Raw genomic sequence first — 18,099 nt, forward strand, 5'->3', positions numbered from 1 at the left:
TTTTAGCAGTGTATAACAAACAGAATCAAAAGATAAGATTTCATTTTCAATCGCTGACTTAAATCAAAATAATTACATGCAATTTAATAAAATTTTGCCATTCATAGGACGACCATTTAAGGCAGTCACTTGTTTAATAAATGAATCAAATTCCTCTATGCCAGCAATCAGCTCATCAAGTTTAATTTTTCCATCCATAAAGTACTGACTTACTAATTGCCACTCTTTACCTGGCCATGGCGCTGAATAGTTCATCCAACTGCCTAAAATTTGTAACTCTTTTCGTAAAATCAGTCCAAATGTTTTTTCTGGAAGTGTAATATCATGATGAAGTGTACCCACCAAGGCTATCTTCGCTCTAGGGCCTGCAATTTCAATGGCTAAGTTGACCGTAACTGGTGAACCCGCCGTTTCTAATACAATTTGATCAAAGCGAGATAAAGATAAAGCTTGGTAAATCGCATCGGTGCTAAGATCTTGAGAATGATATACCATATCAGCGCCTAGTTGTTTGGCTAGATCGAGGCGCTGCTGGTTAATATCAAGCACCGCAACTGATTTTGCCCCCATTGCCTTGGCACATTGCATAGCAAGTAATCCAATTGTGCCACCGCCAACGATGACAACATTTTTGCCCTCACATCCATTAGCCAATAACAAAGCATGCATTCCAACAGTCATTGGTTCAAAAAATGCACCCTCAAGCGGGCTGATACCTTTAGGTAATTTAAACGCATTTTTCTTATCTAACACAATATACTCAGCAAAACCGCCTGTTATCCTTGAACCAACAAAAGTATAATTCTTACAAAGTGAATAATAATGATTTTGGCATTCATCACATTTAAAACATGGTAACAATGGCACGCAAGATATTAAATCATCAATCTCAAATTCAGTCACACCACACCCAATTTCAACAACTGTGCCACTAAATTCATGTCCCAATGTAATGGGATAAAAATGAGCACCATGGTGAAATATACGCGGAATATCTGAACCACATAAACCACAATAAGCCACTTTAACTAAAATTTGATCTGGAGATGTTATTTTGGGCATTTCTATATTTTGTATAGATAAAGCTCCCCCTTCATTGACAACAACCGCTTTCATGTTATTTTCCTTTATTGGTAAACAAATTACGTTGATGTATTGCTTTCACTCGTTACTGAGTGAAAGCTTTCTGATTGATTTTGGTGATGACTGTTTTGGGATTATTTTATTACTCCATCTTCTTGATATAATGATTGATTTTTTAAAAATAACTGGTATTTTTGTGCACGTTTCCATGTCAAAAATAAGCAGAAAAGGTAAAACAATCCAATAAGGGCAAAACCAATAGGTTGTTTCAAGTTGACCAACTGAACCATAAGATAAGTAATGGGTGACCCACCTTGATCCATTGCACCAACTGAAATACCATTATTCGTAGCCATCGTGCCTACATTAATGGCTAGTTGAGTAGTCAATGGAACCATTTGGGTGGCAATCCAAAGTGTAATGGCGATAATGATAGAACCAGAAATAATGATTCTAAACAGGTTACCTTGATGAACCGCTACTCCCATTGCGATAAAAAAGCCAATAGTTGCCAGATCACCAAAAGGTAAAACTTCATTACCAGGTAGGATGATGGCGATAAAAATACTTAATGGAATAAATATTAAACTTGCCGATACTACCGTTGAATGTCCTAATAACAATGCTGGATCTAAACCAATAAGAAAATCTTGCCCACCAAATTTTGATTGCAAATGTTTACGAGCTTGTTTAGAGATCGGTGTTAATCCATCCATAATAGGTTTAATTACGCGTGGCATTAATAACATTACCGCTGCAGTTTGAATCGCTAGTTGTAGCGTTTCTTTCACACCATACCCTGCTAATAAACCTAATATGATGCCCATGAATAAGCCTACGGTAACAGGCTCACCAAACGCACCAAACCGCTTTTGCATATCAACAGCATTAAAATTAATCTTATTAATGCCTGGGATTTTTTCAATGACAGCGTCAACAAAAACAGCAATTGGACCACAATATGCAGACGTACCATGAGGAACCGCAATACCGTCAAGCTCAAAAAAATTTTTGGTATCTTTGGCAAACCAATCACCCAGTTTATAAGCAATAATGGCATGAACAATAACCCCTACAATACCAAGCCAGTAAGAGCCTGTTGCAATGTAAACAAGCGCGCCAGTAAATGTCATGTGCCATATATTCCAAATATCAACATTAACAACCCTAGTTAATCTTAAAACTAACATAATAATATTTACTGCAATAGCGATGGGAATGGCTACTAAAGCAATTTGTGAAGCCCAAGTCATAGGCGCTGCACCAGGCCAACCAACATCGATAACATTTAGACTAATATCAAATCTTTCAGCCATCGCTTGAGCAGCAGGCCCAACAGAACTGGTTAACAAACCAACAACTAGTCCTATACCAACAAACCCTATTCCTATATGAATTCCAGCTTTTAGTGCATCACCCAACTTCATTCTTAAAGCTAATGAAAACAAGATAATCACAATGGGTAGCATCACCGATGGGCCAAGATCGAGAATGTACTGCATAATTTCAGTAAACATAGATTTATCCTTTTAAAATAGATAATATTTTTTCTTTTAGTTGATCAATACCAACCCCTGATACAAAAGGCATTCCATGAACAATTGGAATATCACCAAAATTCTGATCCATTCGGGCTGTAGTACAGATCAAATCAACATCATCAATAAAAGTATTAATTTCATTAATGCGACATTGAATAAGATCAAATTGAATATTATTCTCGTTGCACAATTCTTTTATCTCTTCAGCAGCTAAAGTGGAAGTTGCAACAGCACCACCACAAGCAACAATAATCTTCTTTTTCATAATGCCTCCTGAAACTTATTGATTAAATATCACGTTATTAAAATGATCCACAACTTCATTTTGCGGAGCGTTTAATAAAAATTGGTAAAAGTCTTTATTTTGTAAATTTGAAAAAAGCGCTTTTAATAGCTCAATTTGATCCTCAGGTGAAGTCACAACAAGTGAAATAATCAATGAAATATCAATATTGCTATCATCATCAGCTCGATTAAAAGCAACTGGGGATTGAGTGCGAATAATAAAGATTGCAGGAGTATTTGCATGTTTTGCTTCACAATGCGGAATCGCCACAGCATAACCATCAAAAGCAATACCCGTTGGAAATAATGCTTCCCTTTCGATTAAGGCTTTTAAATGACTTTCTTTAACAATGCCCTTTTGTTGTAATTGCTCACTAATATAAGTTAATGCTTCTAATGCATTATCAAATTTAAGGTTGTTTTCGAAAAAAAGCTGAAATTTATTCATATTTGTTCTCCACTATTTTTTAGTTTATTTTTTCGAATTTGACTTTCGAAAACAAAACAATAACGAAAGATTATTGCCTTTCGAATTAAAAAGCAAATAAGATTTTATATTTTTGTGATCGGAATCTATTTTTCAATAGTAACGCTCAACTAATAGATAATTTTCTATTTATTAATAATTAAAAGTAAAACCTGATCCAGATCACAAATAAACTTTTTTTATATTGCAAATAGAGGTTAGCATGTCAAAATGTTACCCGTAACTAGTTGGATGTACGAAGGATCAATAATGACTAAAAAAAATAAACAAGTTTTTGTATTAATGGGAGTATCTGGTTGTGGTAAATCAGCTGTTGCCAAACAAGTTGCTTACAATCTGGAGGCTGCTTTTTTAGATGGTGATTTTTTACATCCAAAGGCTAATATTTTAAAAATGCGGAGCGGTACACCTCTAAACGATGAAGATAGAATGCCTTGGCTTAGCTTAATCAGTAATGCCGTATTTGCTATGAGTAATGTTAACGATGTCTCAATTATTATCTGTTCGGCATTAAAACAAAAATATCGAGATATTATTCGCGGTGAAAATGAAAACGTACATTTTATTTATTTGAAAGGAAGTTTCGATGTAATCGCTGAAAGACTAGCTAAACGTAAAGGACACTACCAAAAAACAGGGATGCTACAATCTCAATTCGATACTCTAGAAGAACCAACTACTGATGAAAAAGATGTCTACAACATCAATATTGAACAACCATTAGAAAAGGTTGTGCACGATACTGAAAAAGTAATACGCACAATATGTCATTGTTAAAAAAATAGAAAAAAAATAAGACGAGGTCAATGTGAATCCGACTATTCAGGCTGTAACTCAACGTATTATTGAGCGTTCTAGGGCATCTCGTACCGCTTATCTGCAAAAAATAGAAAGAGCTATGCATAAAAAAGTAACTCGATCTAGTTTACCATGTAGTAATTTAGCCCATGGTTTTGCTGCTTGTTGTAGCGATGATAAAAGTGATCTAAAAAACATTTTAAAAAGTAACATAGGGATTATTAGTTCTTATAATGACATGTTATCAGCTCATAAACCGTATGAGTTTTATCCTGAACAAATTCGAAAAGCACTTCACGAAGTTGGCGCAGTTGGGCAAATGGCTGGTGGAGTACCTGCCATGTGCGACGGTGTAACTCAAGGCGAGCCTGGAATGGAGCTATCATTAATGAGCCGTGATGTGATTGCAATGTCGGTTGCTGTCGGGCTTTCACATAATATGTTTGATGGTGCTCTATATCTTGGAATATGCGATAAAATTGTACCAGGTCTATTTATTGGCGCATTAACGTTTGGTCACTTACCTGCTATTTTTGTACCTGCAGGACCTATGCCATCGGGCTTACCTAATAAAGAAAAGGTGCGTATCCGCCAGCTTTACTCAGAAGGTAAAGCTTCGCGTGAAGACTTACTTGAATCAGAATCGGCATCTTATCACACTAGTGGTACTTGTACTTTTTATGGTACCGCAAATAGTAACCAAATGGTTATTGAATTAATGGGACTACATTTGCCAGGGACGGCCTTTGTTCATCCTGAAACAGCATTACGTTATGAATTAACCAATGCTGCTGCTAAACAAATTACTCGCCTAACCAACCAATCAGGAAACTATATGCCTATTGGTAAAATGGTAGATGAAAAGGTGATTGTCAATGGTTTAGTTGCACTACTCGCAACTGGCGGTTCAACTAATTTAACAATGCATATTGTGGCAATGGCTAAAGCAGCCGGCATAATTATTAATTGGGATGATATTTCAGATCTATCAACAGCAGTACCACTACTTTGCCGAATTTACCCGAATGGTCCAGCCGATATAAACTACTTTCAAGCAGCTGGAGGGACATCTTTATTGGTTCGCGAATTATTATCGGGTGGTTTATTACATGAAGATGTTGAAACTGTAGTAGGGCGTGGACTTAGTCGTTATACTCAAGAACCTATTTTAGAAAATGGCAAACTTACTTTCCGTGAAGGTCCAACAAAATCATTAGATGACAGCGTCATTGCATCAATCAAAAGACCATTTAATTCTCATGGTGGATTAAAAGTGATGTCAGGAAATCTTGGTCGTGCAATTATGAAAACATCAGCCGTTGCACCTGAACATCAAATTATTGAAGCACCAGCAGTCATCTTTAATAGCCAATATGATTTAGATGCCGAATATAAAGCAGGCAAACTAAATAAAGACTGTGTAGTTGTTGTCCGTTATCAAGGACCAAAAGCAATTGGCATGCCAGAATTGCATAAACTAATAACACCGCTAGGTGTTCTGCAAGATAAAGGTTATAAAGTTGCGTTATTAACTGATGGTCGATTATCGGGGGCTTCAGGCAAAGTGCCCGCCGCAATTCATGTCACCCCTGAAGCTTATGATGGAGGTTTACTCAGTAAAGTTCAAGAAGGCGACATGATCCGTGTTAATGGTCAAACTGGCGAAATAACATTATTAGTAAGCGAGGCAGAATTAGCCAAACGTGAACCTTATTCTTTCGATTTAGCGGATTCACATCTCGGTTATGGGCGTGAACTATTTACCGTTATCCGAGAAAATTTAACTTCCGCAGAAGAAGGCGCCGTTAGTTTTTAATTCATTTATTCTGCCGCAAATCAGCGGCAGATCCCCCCCAAATTATACTGAAACACCCCTATTTCCTGAAACTTTTTAACAAAAACTCTCTGTAAACTTGTCATTTAAAATAAATATAAAAAATAATATAAACTATTTCTTGATAAAATTATCCACCAATAGATTTACTACATCGCCCATTTTCCCTTGCAAAGAAGCTTTTACACTGTAAAGCGCCATTCCCATAACCTGCGATGCTTGAATTTCAGGCGGCATAACTAATTCATTAGAGCTGGTTTTAACATCTAATAATGCAGGACCTTGATGCGATAAAAATGATTGCATTGCTTCATCAAGAGAATCAGAGTTATCAACTCTTATCGCAAATAATCCCATCGAATCGGCAACTTTTGCAAAATTAGGATTCTGTAAATCGGTATAGTGATCAACTAAACCTTCTGATTTCTGTTCCAATTCAACAAAATTAAGTGAACTATTATTAAGCACAATAATTTTAATTGGCAAATTTTCTTGAATTGTAGTTAACAAATCGCCTAATAACATACTAATACCACCATCACCTGATAAAGTAATGACCTGACGATTAGGAAATGCTTTTTGCACACCTAACGCTTGCGGCATTGCATTTGCCATTGTGCCATGTTTCAAACTAATGACAGTACGTCTTTTTCCGTTGGTATTAAAATGCCTACAAGCCCAAACCATAGCTGATCCAACATCAGCACAAAGCACAGCGTCTTGTGTCGCATATTTATCAACAAGCTCGGTTAAATATTGAGGATGAATCATTGCTTGAGAAGGTACAGCTTTCTTATTCAATTTATCCATTGCTTTTATATACAATTGGCGACATTTTTCTAAAAACTTAGAATCTTGTTTTTCATCAACTAAAGGAATTAAAGCGGCTAACGTTGGCTTACTACTACCAACAACCCCCACACTCACTGGATGACGCCGCCCAAGATGAGTGGCATCAATATCAACTTGAATAATAATCGCTTTATCAGGATAAAATTGTGACCACGCAAAATCAGCACCTAACATAATTAACACATCACACTCTTTAATCGCTGTTGTTCCTGACTCCATACCAAACATACCAGTCATACCAACGTTATAAGGATTATCATACTCAACAAAATCTTTACCCCTCGATGTATGCACAATAGGTGATTTTAATTTTTCAGCAAAGGCAATAAGCTCATCGTGAGCCTCACACACTCCTTGCCCAGCAAAGATAGCTATTTTATGATTATTATTAAGTATTTCTGCGATTTGATTTAATTCTTCATTTGACGGGCGAATAATAGGTTTAGGATGATAAATTTTATGCCCACTATTATCTTCAACCTTAATTAAACTAATATTATAAGGTACCACTAAAACAGCTACACCTCGTTGATTAATTGCAGCTTGAACTGCTGCGGTTGTTATTTGTCTTGCTTGGGTTGGATCATTGATTTGCTGACAAAATACAGAACAATTTTTATAAATAGATTCAAAGTCAACTTCTTGCGGAAAATCGGTACCTTGTTGCGAAGTCACCAATTGGCTTGCCAATAAAACAACAGGTACTTTATTACGGTGTGCTTCATAAATACCGTTAATAAAATGCAAACTTCCTGGACCACAAGATCCAGCACAAGCTGTAATTTGGTCTGTTAAATAAGCTTCTGCCCCTGCGGCAAAAGCACCGACTTCCTCATGACGAACGTGTACCCATTCAATATTACTTTTTTTAATAGAAGAAGTAATATGATTCAAAGTATCCCCAACAATACCATAACAATGCTTAACACCTGCTTCAGACAAAACATCAACTATAATTTGTGCAACAGATTTTTTTGATGACATATTCTCTCCTAAAGAGTTAACGATTAAATAGGTTTAGTTGCTTAAATTACACCTACTTTTCAATAATGCGAATAGGTCATAAAGAAAATAGCAAAAAATGTTAAAAAACGAAAAATAACGTAAAAAAAATTAACGATAAAGTAATTATAGCCATATAAACTTTATTTAGAGATATTCCCTATTACAATAAATCAAGGTATTATGTACAAAATGTAATCTGTATCATAGAGCTACTTTTTGTGGAACATTTGTCATCTGAGGATGGTTTAGTATCATCAATCGCTAAATTCTTACCTAATTATTTTATTGAATATTACCCACTTATTACTGTCTGCATATTATTATTAATAGCAATTTTAATGTTTTCGTTCAGCAAATTAAGAATGGACATTATTGCATTGCTCACAATCGCGGCAATCACCATCACAGGCGTATTAACACCAGCTGAAGCCCTCGCTGGATTTAGCGATCCTAATATTATCTTAATTGCCCTTCTATTTATTATTGGTGAAAGCTTGGTTAGAACAGGTATTTCATACAAAATGAGCGAATACATATTAAAAGTCGCAGGCAAAAACGATATTCGCATTATTACCTGTATCATGTTAGGCGTTGCTTTGCTTGGCTCAGTGATGAGCTCAACTGGCGTAGTTGCAATTTTTATACCCGTTGCCATTAGCATTGCTAACCATACCGGTATTCATGTAAAAAAATTAATGATGCCACTTTGTATTGCGGCATTAATAAGTGGCATGATGACACTGGTTGCCACCGCACCAAACCTTGTGGTAAACAGTGAATTAAACCGTGCCGCTTTGACTGAATTCAGTTTTTTCTCGATCACCCCAATTGGTATTGGTGTTTTAATTGTCGGGGTTATTTATTGCATATTAACACGCAATTGGTTACTCACAGCAGAACAAGTTACCACAACTAATACCCAACCACAAAGACGAAAAATCACCGATTTAATTCGAGACTATAAATTAATTGGCCGAGCCCATCGAGCACAAATACTAGCTGGCTCACCTTTTGTTGGGCGCACAATTGATGGCTTACATTTGCGTAGTGAACATGGTGTAAATGTTATTGGTATTGAACGTTGGCGCAAATTCCACAAAGTATTAATCCCCGTTAATGGCTCAACCGAATTTCGTGAAAATGATATTTTATTACTCGATATGTCACACTCCGAAGCCGATTATCGAACCTTTTTAAACACTAACAACCTTGAACCGAAAGTATTACGAGGTGAATATTTTTCAGAACAGGTTAAACAAGTCGGCATGGCCGAAGTTGCCCTGCTCCCAGAATCGACACTGTGTGGAAAAACACTTAATGAAATTGATTTTAGAGGAAAATATTTCCTGACTGTAATTGGTATTTGGCGTAATCATGCACCAGTTGAAACAAACAACTTATTCCAAGAACGTTTAGAAATGAGTGATACATTATTAGTTTGTGGTGACTGGGGTTCGATCCAAAAACTACAAACTCGAACCAATGACTTTGTTGTATTAGACTTTCCAGCCGATATCGACGATATTGCACCAGCAAGCTCACAAGCACCAGCGGCTTTAATTAATCTCGCCATTATGATTATTTTAATGGTGACAGGTATTGTGCCTAATGTGGTTGCGGCATTAATCGCCTGCTTACTGATGGGGGCAACACGATGCATTGACATGACCAATGCCTATAAATCCATACATTGGCCAACCTTAATTCTAATTATAGGTATGATGCCTTTTGCACTAGCACTCAACAAAACGGGGGGAATTTCACTCATATCAGCTTGGCTTGAAGTCCATTTACGCTCTTTCGGCCCATACATGGTGCTAACATTTATTTTCTTATTATGCTCAACAATTGGATTATTTATATCCAATACTGCAACAGCAATTTTAATTGCGCCAATCGCTATTGATTTAGGACTAAAATTCGGTTACTCACCTTATCCATTTGCCATGACGGTGGCAATTGCCACATCAGCGTCATTTATTACGCCCGTATCCTCACCGATTAAAACCATGGTGGTGGCACCGGGAGGATACAGCTTTAGCGATTTTGTCAAAATTGGTGTACCATTAACGTTTTTAGTAATGGCGGTAGATATTGCTTTAGTACCGGTGTTTTTTCCGTTTTAAAGCCTAACTATGGTAATGATTGAAAATAATACTAATATAAAAGCATATTTTATTAAATTGAGAAATAGGAGAATTTAAAAATGATGAATTTTTTACAAACCATTATGGGACTTGCAGTTTTTGCTGCATTAATTATCGGACTGTTGACTTTCTTAGGCATATTTATTCTATTGCTATGTTACACAATTATAAAGCAAGTAAAATCAGATAAAAAAAGTGATAAAATAAGTGATGAAATATTAATACAACACTATAATATGTTTAAAAAATACAAAGATAGTGTTGTTCTTGCAGTTTTGTGCTACGGCATTCTTTATATGTATGGCATGAAATTAAATCAAAAAGCTTTTGATGCTTATAAACAATGTATGATTAAACGTAATTTACCTTTATAATTTTTACTCACCAATTTAAACATAGTAATGGCAACAACAAAATAATCCACCAAACCTCCTGTTTTGCGTGCTGCTCTTACTTATAATTGTCATTACATTCTGACACCATAAAGAAGATTCCCATATTTACTTTACGGTGTTGTGAGCGTTTATTTTGATTTAAAACCATCAAGATATAGAATTTGATTGTATTGGAATTTTTGTTTTGCTTTTTTAAATTAAATCTGTTGGTTACTGCGTGCTAAGATTTTGTTTGGTGTAGTGGTTTTAGACGTTTTAGCCTTTTGGTGGAATAAATAACAATAGTGGCAAGCAAGCTATGCGAATTGCCAGATCCCATTTAACAATCTCATTCTTAGCTGTACAGAATAAAGCCTACTTATATTTACTCATATTATCCTGATACTCGCCTTTTCGAGATCATCTTCACTTTGCTCAAATATTCAAATTTGTTACAGAAAATATATCCGCCAGCGCTCAGTTTTAACTCATCCTCTATAATTCGTTCTTGACTAGCGCAGCCAAACATTCCTGTTGGCTTGGCCTTATGGAATTTCGCATAAAATTCGCCAAATCGGGCGTTAGTACGAATGTTATTTATTCTATAAAAAAGTCCGAAACATTGTCGAGCTCAAATAACTGTATAGCTGTATAATTGAATTAAAAAAACTCAATAAAATTAGTTAATATAATTTTTTATTATTTATTGGCACACAGGCCTATCAATTTTCAAATTTGAAACCGCTTTATTCATTTGTTTAATCATATCTTTAGGGCTTTGAGCAATATAAACTTTTCCACCTGTTGCATTAGCAATACAGTCAATTTTGTGTTCACCAGCAATATCCACAATATTAATCTTTAATCGTGGTTTTTGTGCAGCTATATAATTTGCTAATGTACAAATATTTTTCCTTGTACAATTATCTTCACCATCGCTAATAATAAGAATATAATCATCACGATTTATGCCATCAAGCATTTTACTCGCTTTTTCTAAACCATTATATAAAGGTGTTCCTCCTCCTCCGGCTGCAGTCGGTGTTAAGTTTCTAATTCTATGCTTTAGTGATGGGCGATTTTTGTAATTATAAAACGGCGAAACTTCTGCTGCTGGGCAATTAGTCAACGTTACCAGTGAAATACCAATATTCGGTTGTATCTTATCAATACTCGATGTAGCCACACTCTTACTACTTGATAAACGAGTTGGTAAACGGGTCATACGCTTTTCGTATTTGATTCTTTCTTCTTCTGACATATTACTACCATACGTCAAATATCGAAAATATTGTTCAACCGCTGATGGTGATTCATTTAATGTTACTGTCATTGATAATGAATTATCAAACACTATCGCCATTTTAGATGGATTAGGATCTTTATTCATCTCTTCTTTGGTTATACAGTTCGGTGGATTTTTTACCTTTGGCTTTAACGGTGGCTGAGGTATCGGTTCAGGTTTAGGCTCTGATGTTGCAATTGGCGTAGATTCTTCAGGCACGGTATCTTTTGGCTCAGTAACAGGCTCAGACGCCGGTTTAGGTTCAGGCTTCTTCACTATAACAGCCGGCGCAACAATAGCTATAGGATCGGGAACAACTGTTTTTTGTTTACCAAAAGGGCAAAATAAATACCACAGAATACCAAGCAAACCAACAAGCAATAAGGCTAATAGTAAAAAATGCCACCAACGCCAAAATGGTTTTAGTGGAATAACTGGAGCTACTACAGGTAAAACTGGTTCTTCAAAGGTATTAATAATAACGGGCTCATCATTAATAACATAAATTAGGTTACCTAAACTTTTAATTCTTGGAAGCCATGCTGAAACTAAATTTCGCTCTTCATCGTTTAATGGCATTAGTTTAATAGCATTTTCAATATCATTAATACGTGTTTGTAATGTCTTGGCTATTTTGTTTCTATGCGATTCATCGACAAGACTATCAAGTAATATAGGTTGCCCTTCAAGATTAGTGTACCATCCAATATATTCATTGTTATCAATCAATTTTGGTATTGCTAAAACCGAAAAAGTACGATCAGTTAAATGTGATTTTAATAATAATATTAAGGAATTATATTGTTCTAATAGAGAAATTTTCTCTAGATTATTATAATCAAAGACTATCCGCGTTATTCGTTGCATTATTGATTTAATTCCTTACATTCTCATATTATTACTCTAAATAATGTGCTAAATCTAACTTTTATAGATAAAAATATAAAAAACGATACATTCGAGCTATGTAATTGTATCGTTTTATTTAAAATTGATTATTCACATATAGGTTTACTAAAATTCATACTCGAAATAGCTTTATCCATTTGGTTAATTATCTGTTTTGGACTTTGAGCTATATAAACCTTACCTCCAGTTTTGTTTGCTACACAGTCAATTTTATGCTGCCCAGCGATATCAACAATATTTATTTTTAAACGAGGTTGTTGAGTGGCAATTTTGTTCGCTAAAGCACAAATATTAGCTTTGGTACAGTTATCTTCACCATCACTAATAACTAATATGTAATCATCACGGTTTACACCATCAAGCATTTTACTTGCTTGTTTTATACCACTATATAAAGGTGTTGCGCTTTTATTTTCTAATGGTTGTAACCTATTTATTTTATTTTTTAACTTGCTTCTATTTTCATAATGATAAAATGGAGTAGTTTGTGCAACAGGACAAGCAGATAGAGTTACTAGCGCAATATTAACGTCTGCTTGTATTTTATCAATGCTCGACAATGCTACTTTTTTACTTGTTGATAACCGATTTGGTAAGCGAGTCATTCGTTTTTCATATTCATCAATTTCTTGTTGTGTCATTGAATAAAAATCAGCATGCAAGTATTGATTAATGGATGCCTGAGTTTCCATTAAAGTCAATGACATCGATGCTGAATTGTCAAATATCATAACCATTTTCGGTGTGTCTGTATTATTCGCAATTTCTTCACGAGTAATACAACTTTTAGGTGCTGGTATCGGTTCAGGCTCCGATTTTACAACAGGTTGTTGCTCTTCTTTTGGTGGGTCTGATTTCTTTTCTTCAACTGGCTGAGTAATTACTGGCTTTGTATCAGGAATCGTAGGCTTTGCTTTTCCATATGGGCAAAATAAGTACCAAATAATACCAAGCAAAGAAAGTAATAATAGGGCCAGAAGTAAAAAATGCCACCAACGCCAAAATGATTTTGGAAGAATAACTGGTGCTGGAGCAGGTAAAACAGGGTCTTCAAAGGTATTAACAATAACCGGTTCATCATTAATAACATAAATATGATTGCCTAAACTTTTAATTCTAGGTAACCATGATGAAATGAATGCCTGCTGCTCAGCTGTTATGGGTATTAGCTTAACAGTTGTTTCGATATCGTTAATACGATATTGTAGCGTTTTTTCTATCTTAGCTTTAAGTGATTGATCACTAATTTCGTTCAATAAAACAGGTTGTCCTTCTAACTCGGTATACCAACCAATATATTGATTATCGTCAATCAATCTTGCTATTGCTAAGATAGAAAAAGTACGATCAGTTAAATACGGTTTTAGCAATGCTAACAATGAATTATATTGATCTAATAAAGATATTTTTTCAGAATTATTACGATCACACATAACTCTTGTTATTCGCTGCATTGCCTATTTATTCCCTTTTATTTAACTTCAGTTTTTGTTTGAATATTGATTAAACCAGAATATATTTATATATTCAGTGCTTTTTGCAATTGTTGAAGTTTTTTATTTAACTTTTCTAACTCAACTTGTTTTTCAAGTTCAGAACTACCTGAATTGTTAACTTTTTTCAGTTGCTGTTCTATATCTCTGACTTGAGCCTGTAGATCGTCACGGCCTTGGGCTTTTTGTTTAACTTCATCAGTTAGTTTAGTTAAATCAGTTTTTAATTTTTGCTGCTGTGCCTGTTTTTGTTTAATGCTTAATGAAGTGTTATTTTTTTGTTTTTCAATTACGGCATAAATTTCTTTAAACTGCTGATTAGCTCTTACTTCATTCTCTAGAATTTGCTTTTTTTGATCAATTCGAGCTTGGTAATTCCCTGAATAATTACAGCTGATTTTGTCCATAATACCAATGTTAGTATTAGTTGGATCACACTGTTCGGGCGTTGTTGAACAACCAACTAAAAAAATAAACGGGCTGAGTAATAGAAGATATTTTTTTTTCATAATTAGCTAACCTTAACCGCTGAACGTTGTTTTGTAACAAGATTAATTTGATTTTCAAGTACTGAAATTTTTTTATGTAATTGGCTTATTTGTTTATCAAGTTTTGATACATTCATACCTGATTGTCGTTCTTGAGATGATATTGAAATCCAATCATTTTCAACGCCTCTCATACGTTGTAATTTATCTTGTAAATAAGCAATATTAGCATCAATTTGAACTAAATCTTTTTGAGCCTGTTTTTTATTTAAGGTTTCTTTTTTAATTTGATTATTTAATACATTAAGTGTCGCTAAATTCTTATCTAATACAGCTTTAGCCGTTTCAGTTACAGCTTGTACTTCGTAAGTGTTTTGTTGAATATCTTGGATGTAAACATCGAGGCGCATTTCAGCATCCGCATATTCTGCTCGTTTGTTGTCAAGATAATAGTTTGCTCCCATCATAACACCACAACCTACGGCTGCAGACGCAATACATACACCTGTTTTTCCTCCTGCTAGCATACAGCCAATACCGCCCAAACCAGCACCAATAGCACAGGATTGCCACGCTGATTTACTAAAAAATTTAGCTGTATTACTTTTGGCCAATGCAGGATCGACATTTCTGGAGCTCACTCCGCCAGAACCTTGGCACCCTGTTAGAATAAGCGATACACACAAAGCAAGTGTTAGGATAATTTTATTCATTATTTATTTCCTTTTATTTCGGTACATGTTTGTAGCCAAACCGTTCGTTCGATTTTTCCCGATTCAATATATTGATTAATATGTTTGAAGTAAAGTTTTAAATAATCACTCATATTAGCCTTGCCACTATTTTCTAAAATAAATTGAGTTGATTTGGCTTGATCATTAATCGTATTTTTTTCGTAATTTGACGCAGTATTAACTATTGTGTCGGAATAATATTTCAATATAAAATCCCGTGCACTTTTAGATTCATCAACAACTTTTTTTAAATTATCTAGCTTCGCTTTTGAGCACATATTGTCATCTTCCAATGCGTCTGTTTCTTTTGGATCACAAACCTCATTGGTCATTGTTTTATATAAATTGTCATTATACTCAAATTTGCTGTTTAAATCTGAAACATTAGCGCACAAAAATGCGCCTAGCTGTAATGCCGATTGAATGGAACGATCCCGTTGTTCATCTCGAGCTTGATTAGCACTTCTTAAAAGCGTATTTAGTTTATTTAATTCTTTTTTTGTTTTTTCATCTTCAACTTGTTTGGTGATTTTTTCAAGCTCATTAACGACATTACCATTTTTTGTGCTGTCTGTTTCGTTACCTAACTGACTCCATTCTTTATCTAACTCTTTGATTTTGTCATTCGAATTCATCACTTCGGTTGTATAAACTAAACGAAATCCAACATCTTTACTTTTATACGCACCTTTATCATCATAAAAAGGTTTTTCGGTACGAAAAGCACTGGTAGTTGATGATTCTGGTGTTAAATAACTCCCACCACGGACAATCACTCCACCTTGTTGACCATGGTAGCGATCTAGTTTATTCATTCGAAACGAATCAAACATCATTTCGCTTGCATTACCTAAAATATCATAAAGATCTAGCGGGTTAGGTTCTAACCTACCAATCAGTTGTAATTTACCATTAGCAGATTTTGCGCCAGAAAACCATGCATAGCTTTCGAGATTACCTTTCATCGGAAATAGGGATTCACGAAACTCCGATTCTGTCACTTTTGACCCACCGCGAGCGGCATACTCCCATTCGGTATTATTAGGTAAACGAACATAACCATTAGGTAAATTACTTGATTTTATTTTTGATTGGTTTTCAATTAACCAACGATTATATTTATCCGTAAAGGCGATGACATCAAACCAGCTAATATCAGTAATGGGAAAAGAAAGATTTACTTTAGGAGTTGGACAAGTCTCGTTCATTACTGATTGATATTGCAATGCGGTAATCTCATATTTACCTATCAGGTAATACCGTTCTTTACCTGCATCAGAAAAACTACCAGCAATATAATTAGGTGTTGCATACTCGGCAAAACCGAGTTCTTTTTGGTTACTACCTAAAATGATTTTAATATCATCTAACGGTTTATTGGTCGGGGTAAAAACCTTTTTCATCACTAAACTGCCATCACATGGCATAGGTAAAATCACGTCATCTTTTGTTGGTTTGGGATTATAAAATTTACTATCCCAAGGTTGAGCAAAACTTAATGATGGATGTAGATTAATTGCAGCCAATCCCCAACAAGCTAGTCGGACGTATCGAGTACAATTATGCTTCACGTAAGCTTTCTGCTGGTTGAATTTTGATAGCACGTCGCCCTCCTATAAGCACAATGCCTGCAGCAATAAATAAAGTGAGTAAAAAGGCAATGATAAGATGATAAAATTGTAATTGACTTACAACAGATTGTGAAACCAAATTTTTACCTAAAACTAAATTAAACGCATAATTACCTATTACAAAAAGAGTACAAGAGGCAACAAAAGCCAAACAGCTTAAAATCATAGCTTGGTTTATTAAATAAAGCATAATACCTTTAGAGCGAAAACCGATTAATCGCATAAAGGCAATATCTTTACGTTTGCGTTCAATATTTGATAAAAATGATCCTATAAATGATAAAACACACCCCAAAATCGCTGTAATTGCAATAACGCTAAAAATAAAATTAAGTACTCTATTAATCGCTTGCATGTTTTCAATTGCGTTAGCCTGTGTACGCGTTTCAATGTGTTTTTCTCTTAATTTAAATGCTAGTGGTGATACATTATCAAGTGAGTCTGCATAAATACGAGCTCGTGCGAACGAGGTATGTTCAGGTGGATTTAATTGTCCTGTTGAGGTTGGAAAAATGTCACTTTGATAACCATCATAATAATTTTCCATATCAATAAGCAATTCTAAAGTAACAAAAACCGCGGCACGGCTATAACGGTTTTCGGGAATAATGCCAACCACATCTAATTCAGTCATGCCTTTTTCTAGTTTTCCATCAAGCTGCCTAGTAATTACCATTTTGACTCGACTTCCTACTGTTACTTGCATTTTTTCGGCTGATAATGAACTTAATAAAATTTGTTTTTTATTATTAAGTAATGGCAAGTTTTTTGTTATTGGATCATCTTTGGCTGTAGGTATAATTTCGGCATTATTAACAAAATGGCTAGCATCTTTCATTAAATCAGCTTGCGTATTTAATGAACGAGTTAATGGAATAACAAAAGCTGTTTCTGGCTGTTTCTTTATCCACTCAAACACTTCATCTTTTAGTTGTAAATTACCAACTATTTTTACTTCTAAATTTTGCGGGTCATTAAGCAATTGCTCTCGAAGTTGAGAAACCACACCATATTTTAAACTAAATAGCAATAATAGCGGTGTAATTACTGATATTACTGAGGCAATAATACAAAATGAAACTTTTTTGTCATACCATAAGTCAGCTACAGACAAACGAGTTATAAGTAACCATTTTGATATTGCTTTAGTCAT

15 protein-coding genes are annotated in these 18,099 nt (G+C 34.9%); 4 read left to right on the forward strand and 11 right to left on the reverse strand.

The annotated features are described in order from the left end of the window. Positions 1-72: 72 nt before the first annotated feature. From B9N71_RS04980 to gatA, 4 genes are all read right to left on the reverse strand, one after another. Entirely contained in the window at positions 73-1,116 is a 1,044-nt protein-coding gene (locus B9N71_RS04980) for an alcohol dehydrogenase catalytic domain-containing protein (protein ID WP_085164537.1), read from the reverse strand. 101 nt (positions 1,117-1,217) lie between these two features. Beyond that, the gene (locus B9N71_RS04985) at positions 1,218-2,600 is read right to left on the reverse strand and encodes a PTS galactitol transporter subunit IIC (RefSeq protein ID WP_085164539.1); all 1,383 of its coding nucleotides are present in this window, start codon (positions 2,598-2,600) and stop codon (positions 1,218-1,220) included. Positions 2,601-2,604: 4 nt separating this feature from the next. Further along, on the reverse strand, positions 2,605-2,889 hold the full coding sequence (gene gatB, locus B9N71_RS04990) for a PTS galactitol transporter subunit IIB (protein ID WP_065606572.1): 285 nt from the start codon (positions 2,887-2,889) through the stop codon (positions 2,605-2,607). Between the two features lie 15 nt (positions 2,890-2,904). Continuing rightward, positions 2,905-3,357 (reverse strand): PTS galactitol transporter subunit IIA, encoded by a 453-nt coding sequence (gene gatA / locus B9N71_RS04995; RefSeq protein ID WP_085164542.1) that lies wholly within the window; start codon positions 3,355-3,357, stop codon positions 2,905-2,907. 288 nt (positions 3,358-3,645) lie between these two features. Between gatA and gntK the strand changes: the two genes are divergently transcribed. Beyond that, positions 3,646-4,173 (forward strand): gluconokinase, encoded by a 528-nt coding sequence (gene gntK, locus B9N71_RS05000; protein WP_085164544.1) that lies wholly within the window; start codon positions 3,646-3,648, stop codon positions 4,171-4,173. Positions 4,174-4,204: 31 nt separating this feature from the next. Continuing rightward, the gene (edd, locus tag B9N71_RS05005) at positions 4,205-6,010 is read left to right on the forward strand and encodes a phosphogluconate dehydratase (RefSeq protein ID WP_065589961.1); all 1,806 of its coding nucleotides are present in this window, start codon (positions 4,205-4,207) and stop codon (positions 6,008-6,010) included. 132 nt (positions 6,011-6,142) lie between these two features. Here edd and B9N71_RS05010 read toward each other — a convergent pair whose 3' ends face one another. Beyond that, a complete protein-coding gene (locus tag B9N71_RS05010) occupies positions 6,143-7,864 on the reverse strand; it encodes a thiamine pyrophosphate-dependent enzyme (RefSeq protein ID WP_065589960.1) in 1,722 nt (573 codons plus the stop codon). 305 nt (positions 7,865-8,169) lie between these two features. Between B9N71_RS05010 and B9N71_RS05015 the strand changes: the two genes are divergently transcribed. Continuing rightward, complete coding sequence (locus tag B9N71_RS05015) at positions 8,170-10,011, forward strand: SLC13 family permease (protein WP_370738301.1); 1,842 nt, start codon at positions 8,170-8,172, stop codon at positions 10,009-10,011. A gap of 80 nt (positions 10,012-10,091) precedes the next feature. Continuing rightward, positions 10,092-10,406, forward strand: a complete 315-nt coding sequence (locus B9N71_RS05020) for a hypothetical protein (protein ID WP_085164547.1) — start codon at positions 10,092-10,094, stop codon at positions 10,404-10,406. A gap of 703 nt (positions 10,407-11,109) precedes the next feature. On the opposite strand, the gene B9N71_RS05025 is transcribed toward B9N71_RS05020, so the two are convergent. The 6 genes from B9N71_RS05025 to B9N71_RS05050 form a co-directional block, all read right to left on the reverse strand. Continuing rightward, the gene (locus B9N71_RS05025; RefSeq protein WP_085164549.1) at positions 11,110-12,558 is read right to left on the reverse strand and encodes a VWA domain-containing protein; all 1,449 of its coding nucleotides are present in this window, start codon (positions 12,556-12,558) and stop codon (positions 11,110-11,112) included. A gap of 128 nt (positions 12,559-12,686) precedes the next feature. Continuing rightward, positions 12,687-14,054: a VWA domain-containing protein gene (locus tag B9N71_RS05030; RefSeq protein WP_085164552.1), complete on the reverse strand. Its 1,368-nt coding sequence runs from the start codon at positions 14,052-14,054 to the stop codon at positions 12,687-12,689. Between the two features lie 65 nt (positions 14,055-14,119). After that, entirely contained in the window at positions 14,120-14,602 is a 483-nt protein-coding gene (locus B9N71_RS05035; RefSeq protein WP_085164554.1) for a hypothetical protein, read from the reverse strand. A gap of 2 nt (positions 14,603-14,604) precedes the next feature. Further along, positions 14,605-15,294: a hypothetical protein gene (locus B9N71_RS05040; protein WP_085164556.1), complete on the reverse strand. Its 690-nt coding sequence runs from the start codon at positions 15,292-15,294 to the stop codon at positions 14,605-14,607. After that, on the reverse strand, positions 15,294-16,919 hold the full coding sequence (locus tag B9N71_RS05045) for an SUMF1/EgtB/PvdO family nonheme iron enzyme (RefSeq protein WP_208610441.1): 1,626 nt from the start codon (positions 16,917-16,919) through the stop codon (positions 15,294-15,296). The genes B9N71_RS05040 and B9N71_RS05045 overlap by 1 nt, the downstream gene beginning before the upstream one ends. Continuing rightward, a complete protein-coding gene (locus B9N71_RS05050; protein WP_085164559.1) occupies positions 16,876-18,099 on the reverse strand; it encodes an ABC transporter permease in 1,224 nt (407 codons plus the stop codon). Before B9N71_RS05050 ends, B9N71_RS05045 begins: the two co-directional genes overlap by 44 nt.

It is taken from the genome of Gilliamella bombi (assembly GCF_900103255.1).
In the GTDB taxonomy this organism is placed as follows: Bacteria; Pseudomonadota; Gammaproteobacteria; order Enterobacterales; family Orbaceae; genus Gilliamella; species Gilliamella bombi.

Bases quoted from the DNA above. Each gene is read 5' to 3' on its own strand.
- B9N71_RS04980 (WP_085164537.1), bottom strand. From the start codon at position 1,116: ATGAAAGCGGTTGTTGTCAATGAAGGGGGAGCTTTATCTATACAAAAT.
- B9N71_RS04985 (WP_085164539.1), bottom strand. From the start codon at position 2,600: ATGTTTACTGAAATTATGCAGTACATTCTCGATCTTGGCCCATCGGTG.
- gatB (WP_065606572.1), bottom strand. From the start codon at position 2,889: ATGAAAAAGAAGATTATTGTTGCTTGTGGTGGTGCTGTTGCAACTTCC.
- gatA (WP_085164542.1), bottom strand. From the start codon at position 3,357: ATGAATAAATTTCAGCTTTTTTTCGAAAACAACCTTAAATTTGATAAT.
- gntK (WP_085164544.1), top strand. From the start codon at position 3,646: ATGACTAAAAAAAATAAACAAGTTTTTGTATTAATGGGAGTATCTGGT.
- B9N71_RS05010 (WP_065589960.1), bottom strand. From the start codon at position 7,864: ATGTCATCAAAAAAATCTGTTGCACAAATTATAGTTGATGTTTTGTCT.
- B9N71_RS05020 (WP_085164547.1), top strand. From the start codon at position 10,092: ATGATGAATTTTTTACAAACCATTATGGGACTTGCAGTTTTTGCTGCA.
- B9N71_RS05025 (WP_085164549.1), bottom strand. From the start codon at position 12,558: ATGCAACGAATAACGCGGATAGTCTTTGATTATAATAATCTAGAGAAA.
- B9N71_RS05030 (WP_085164552.1), bottom strand. From the start codon at position 14,054: ATGCAGCGAATAACAAGAGTTATGTGTGATCGTAATAATTCTGAAAAA.
- B9N71_RS05035 (WP_085164554.1), bottom strand. From the start codon at position 14,602: ATGAAAAAAAAATATCTTCTATTACTCAGCCCGTTTATTTTTTTAGTT.
- B9N71_RS05040 (WP_085164556.1), bottom strand. From the start codon at position 15,294: ATGAATAAAATTATCCTAACACTTGCTTTGTGTGTATCGCTTATTCTA.
- B9N71_RS05050 (WP_085164559.1), bottom strand. From the start codon at position 18,099: ATGACTAAAGCAATATCAAAATGGTTACTTATAACTCGTTTGTCTGTA.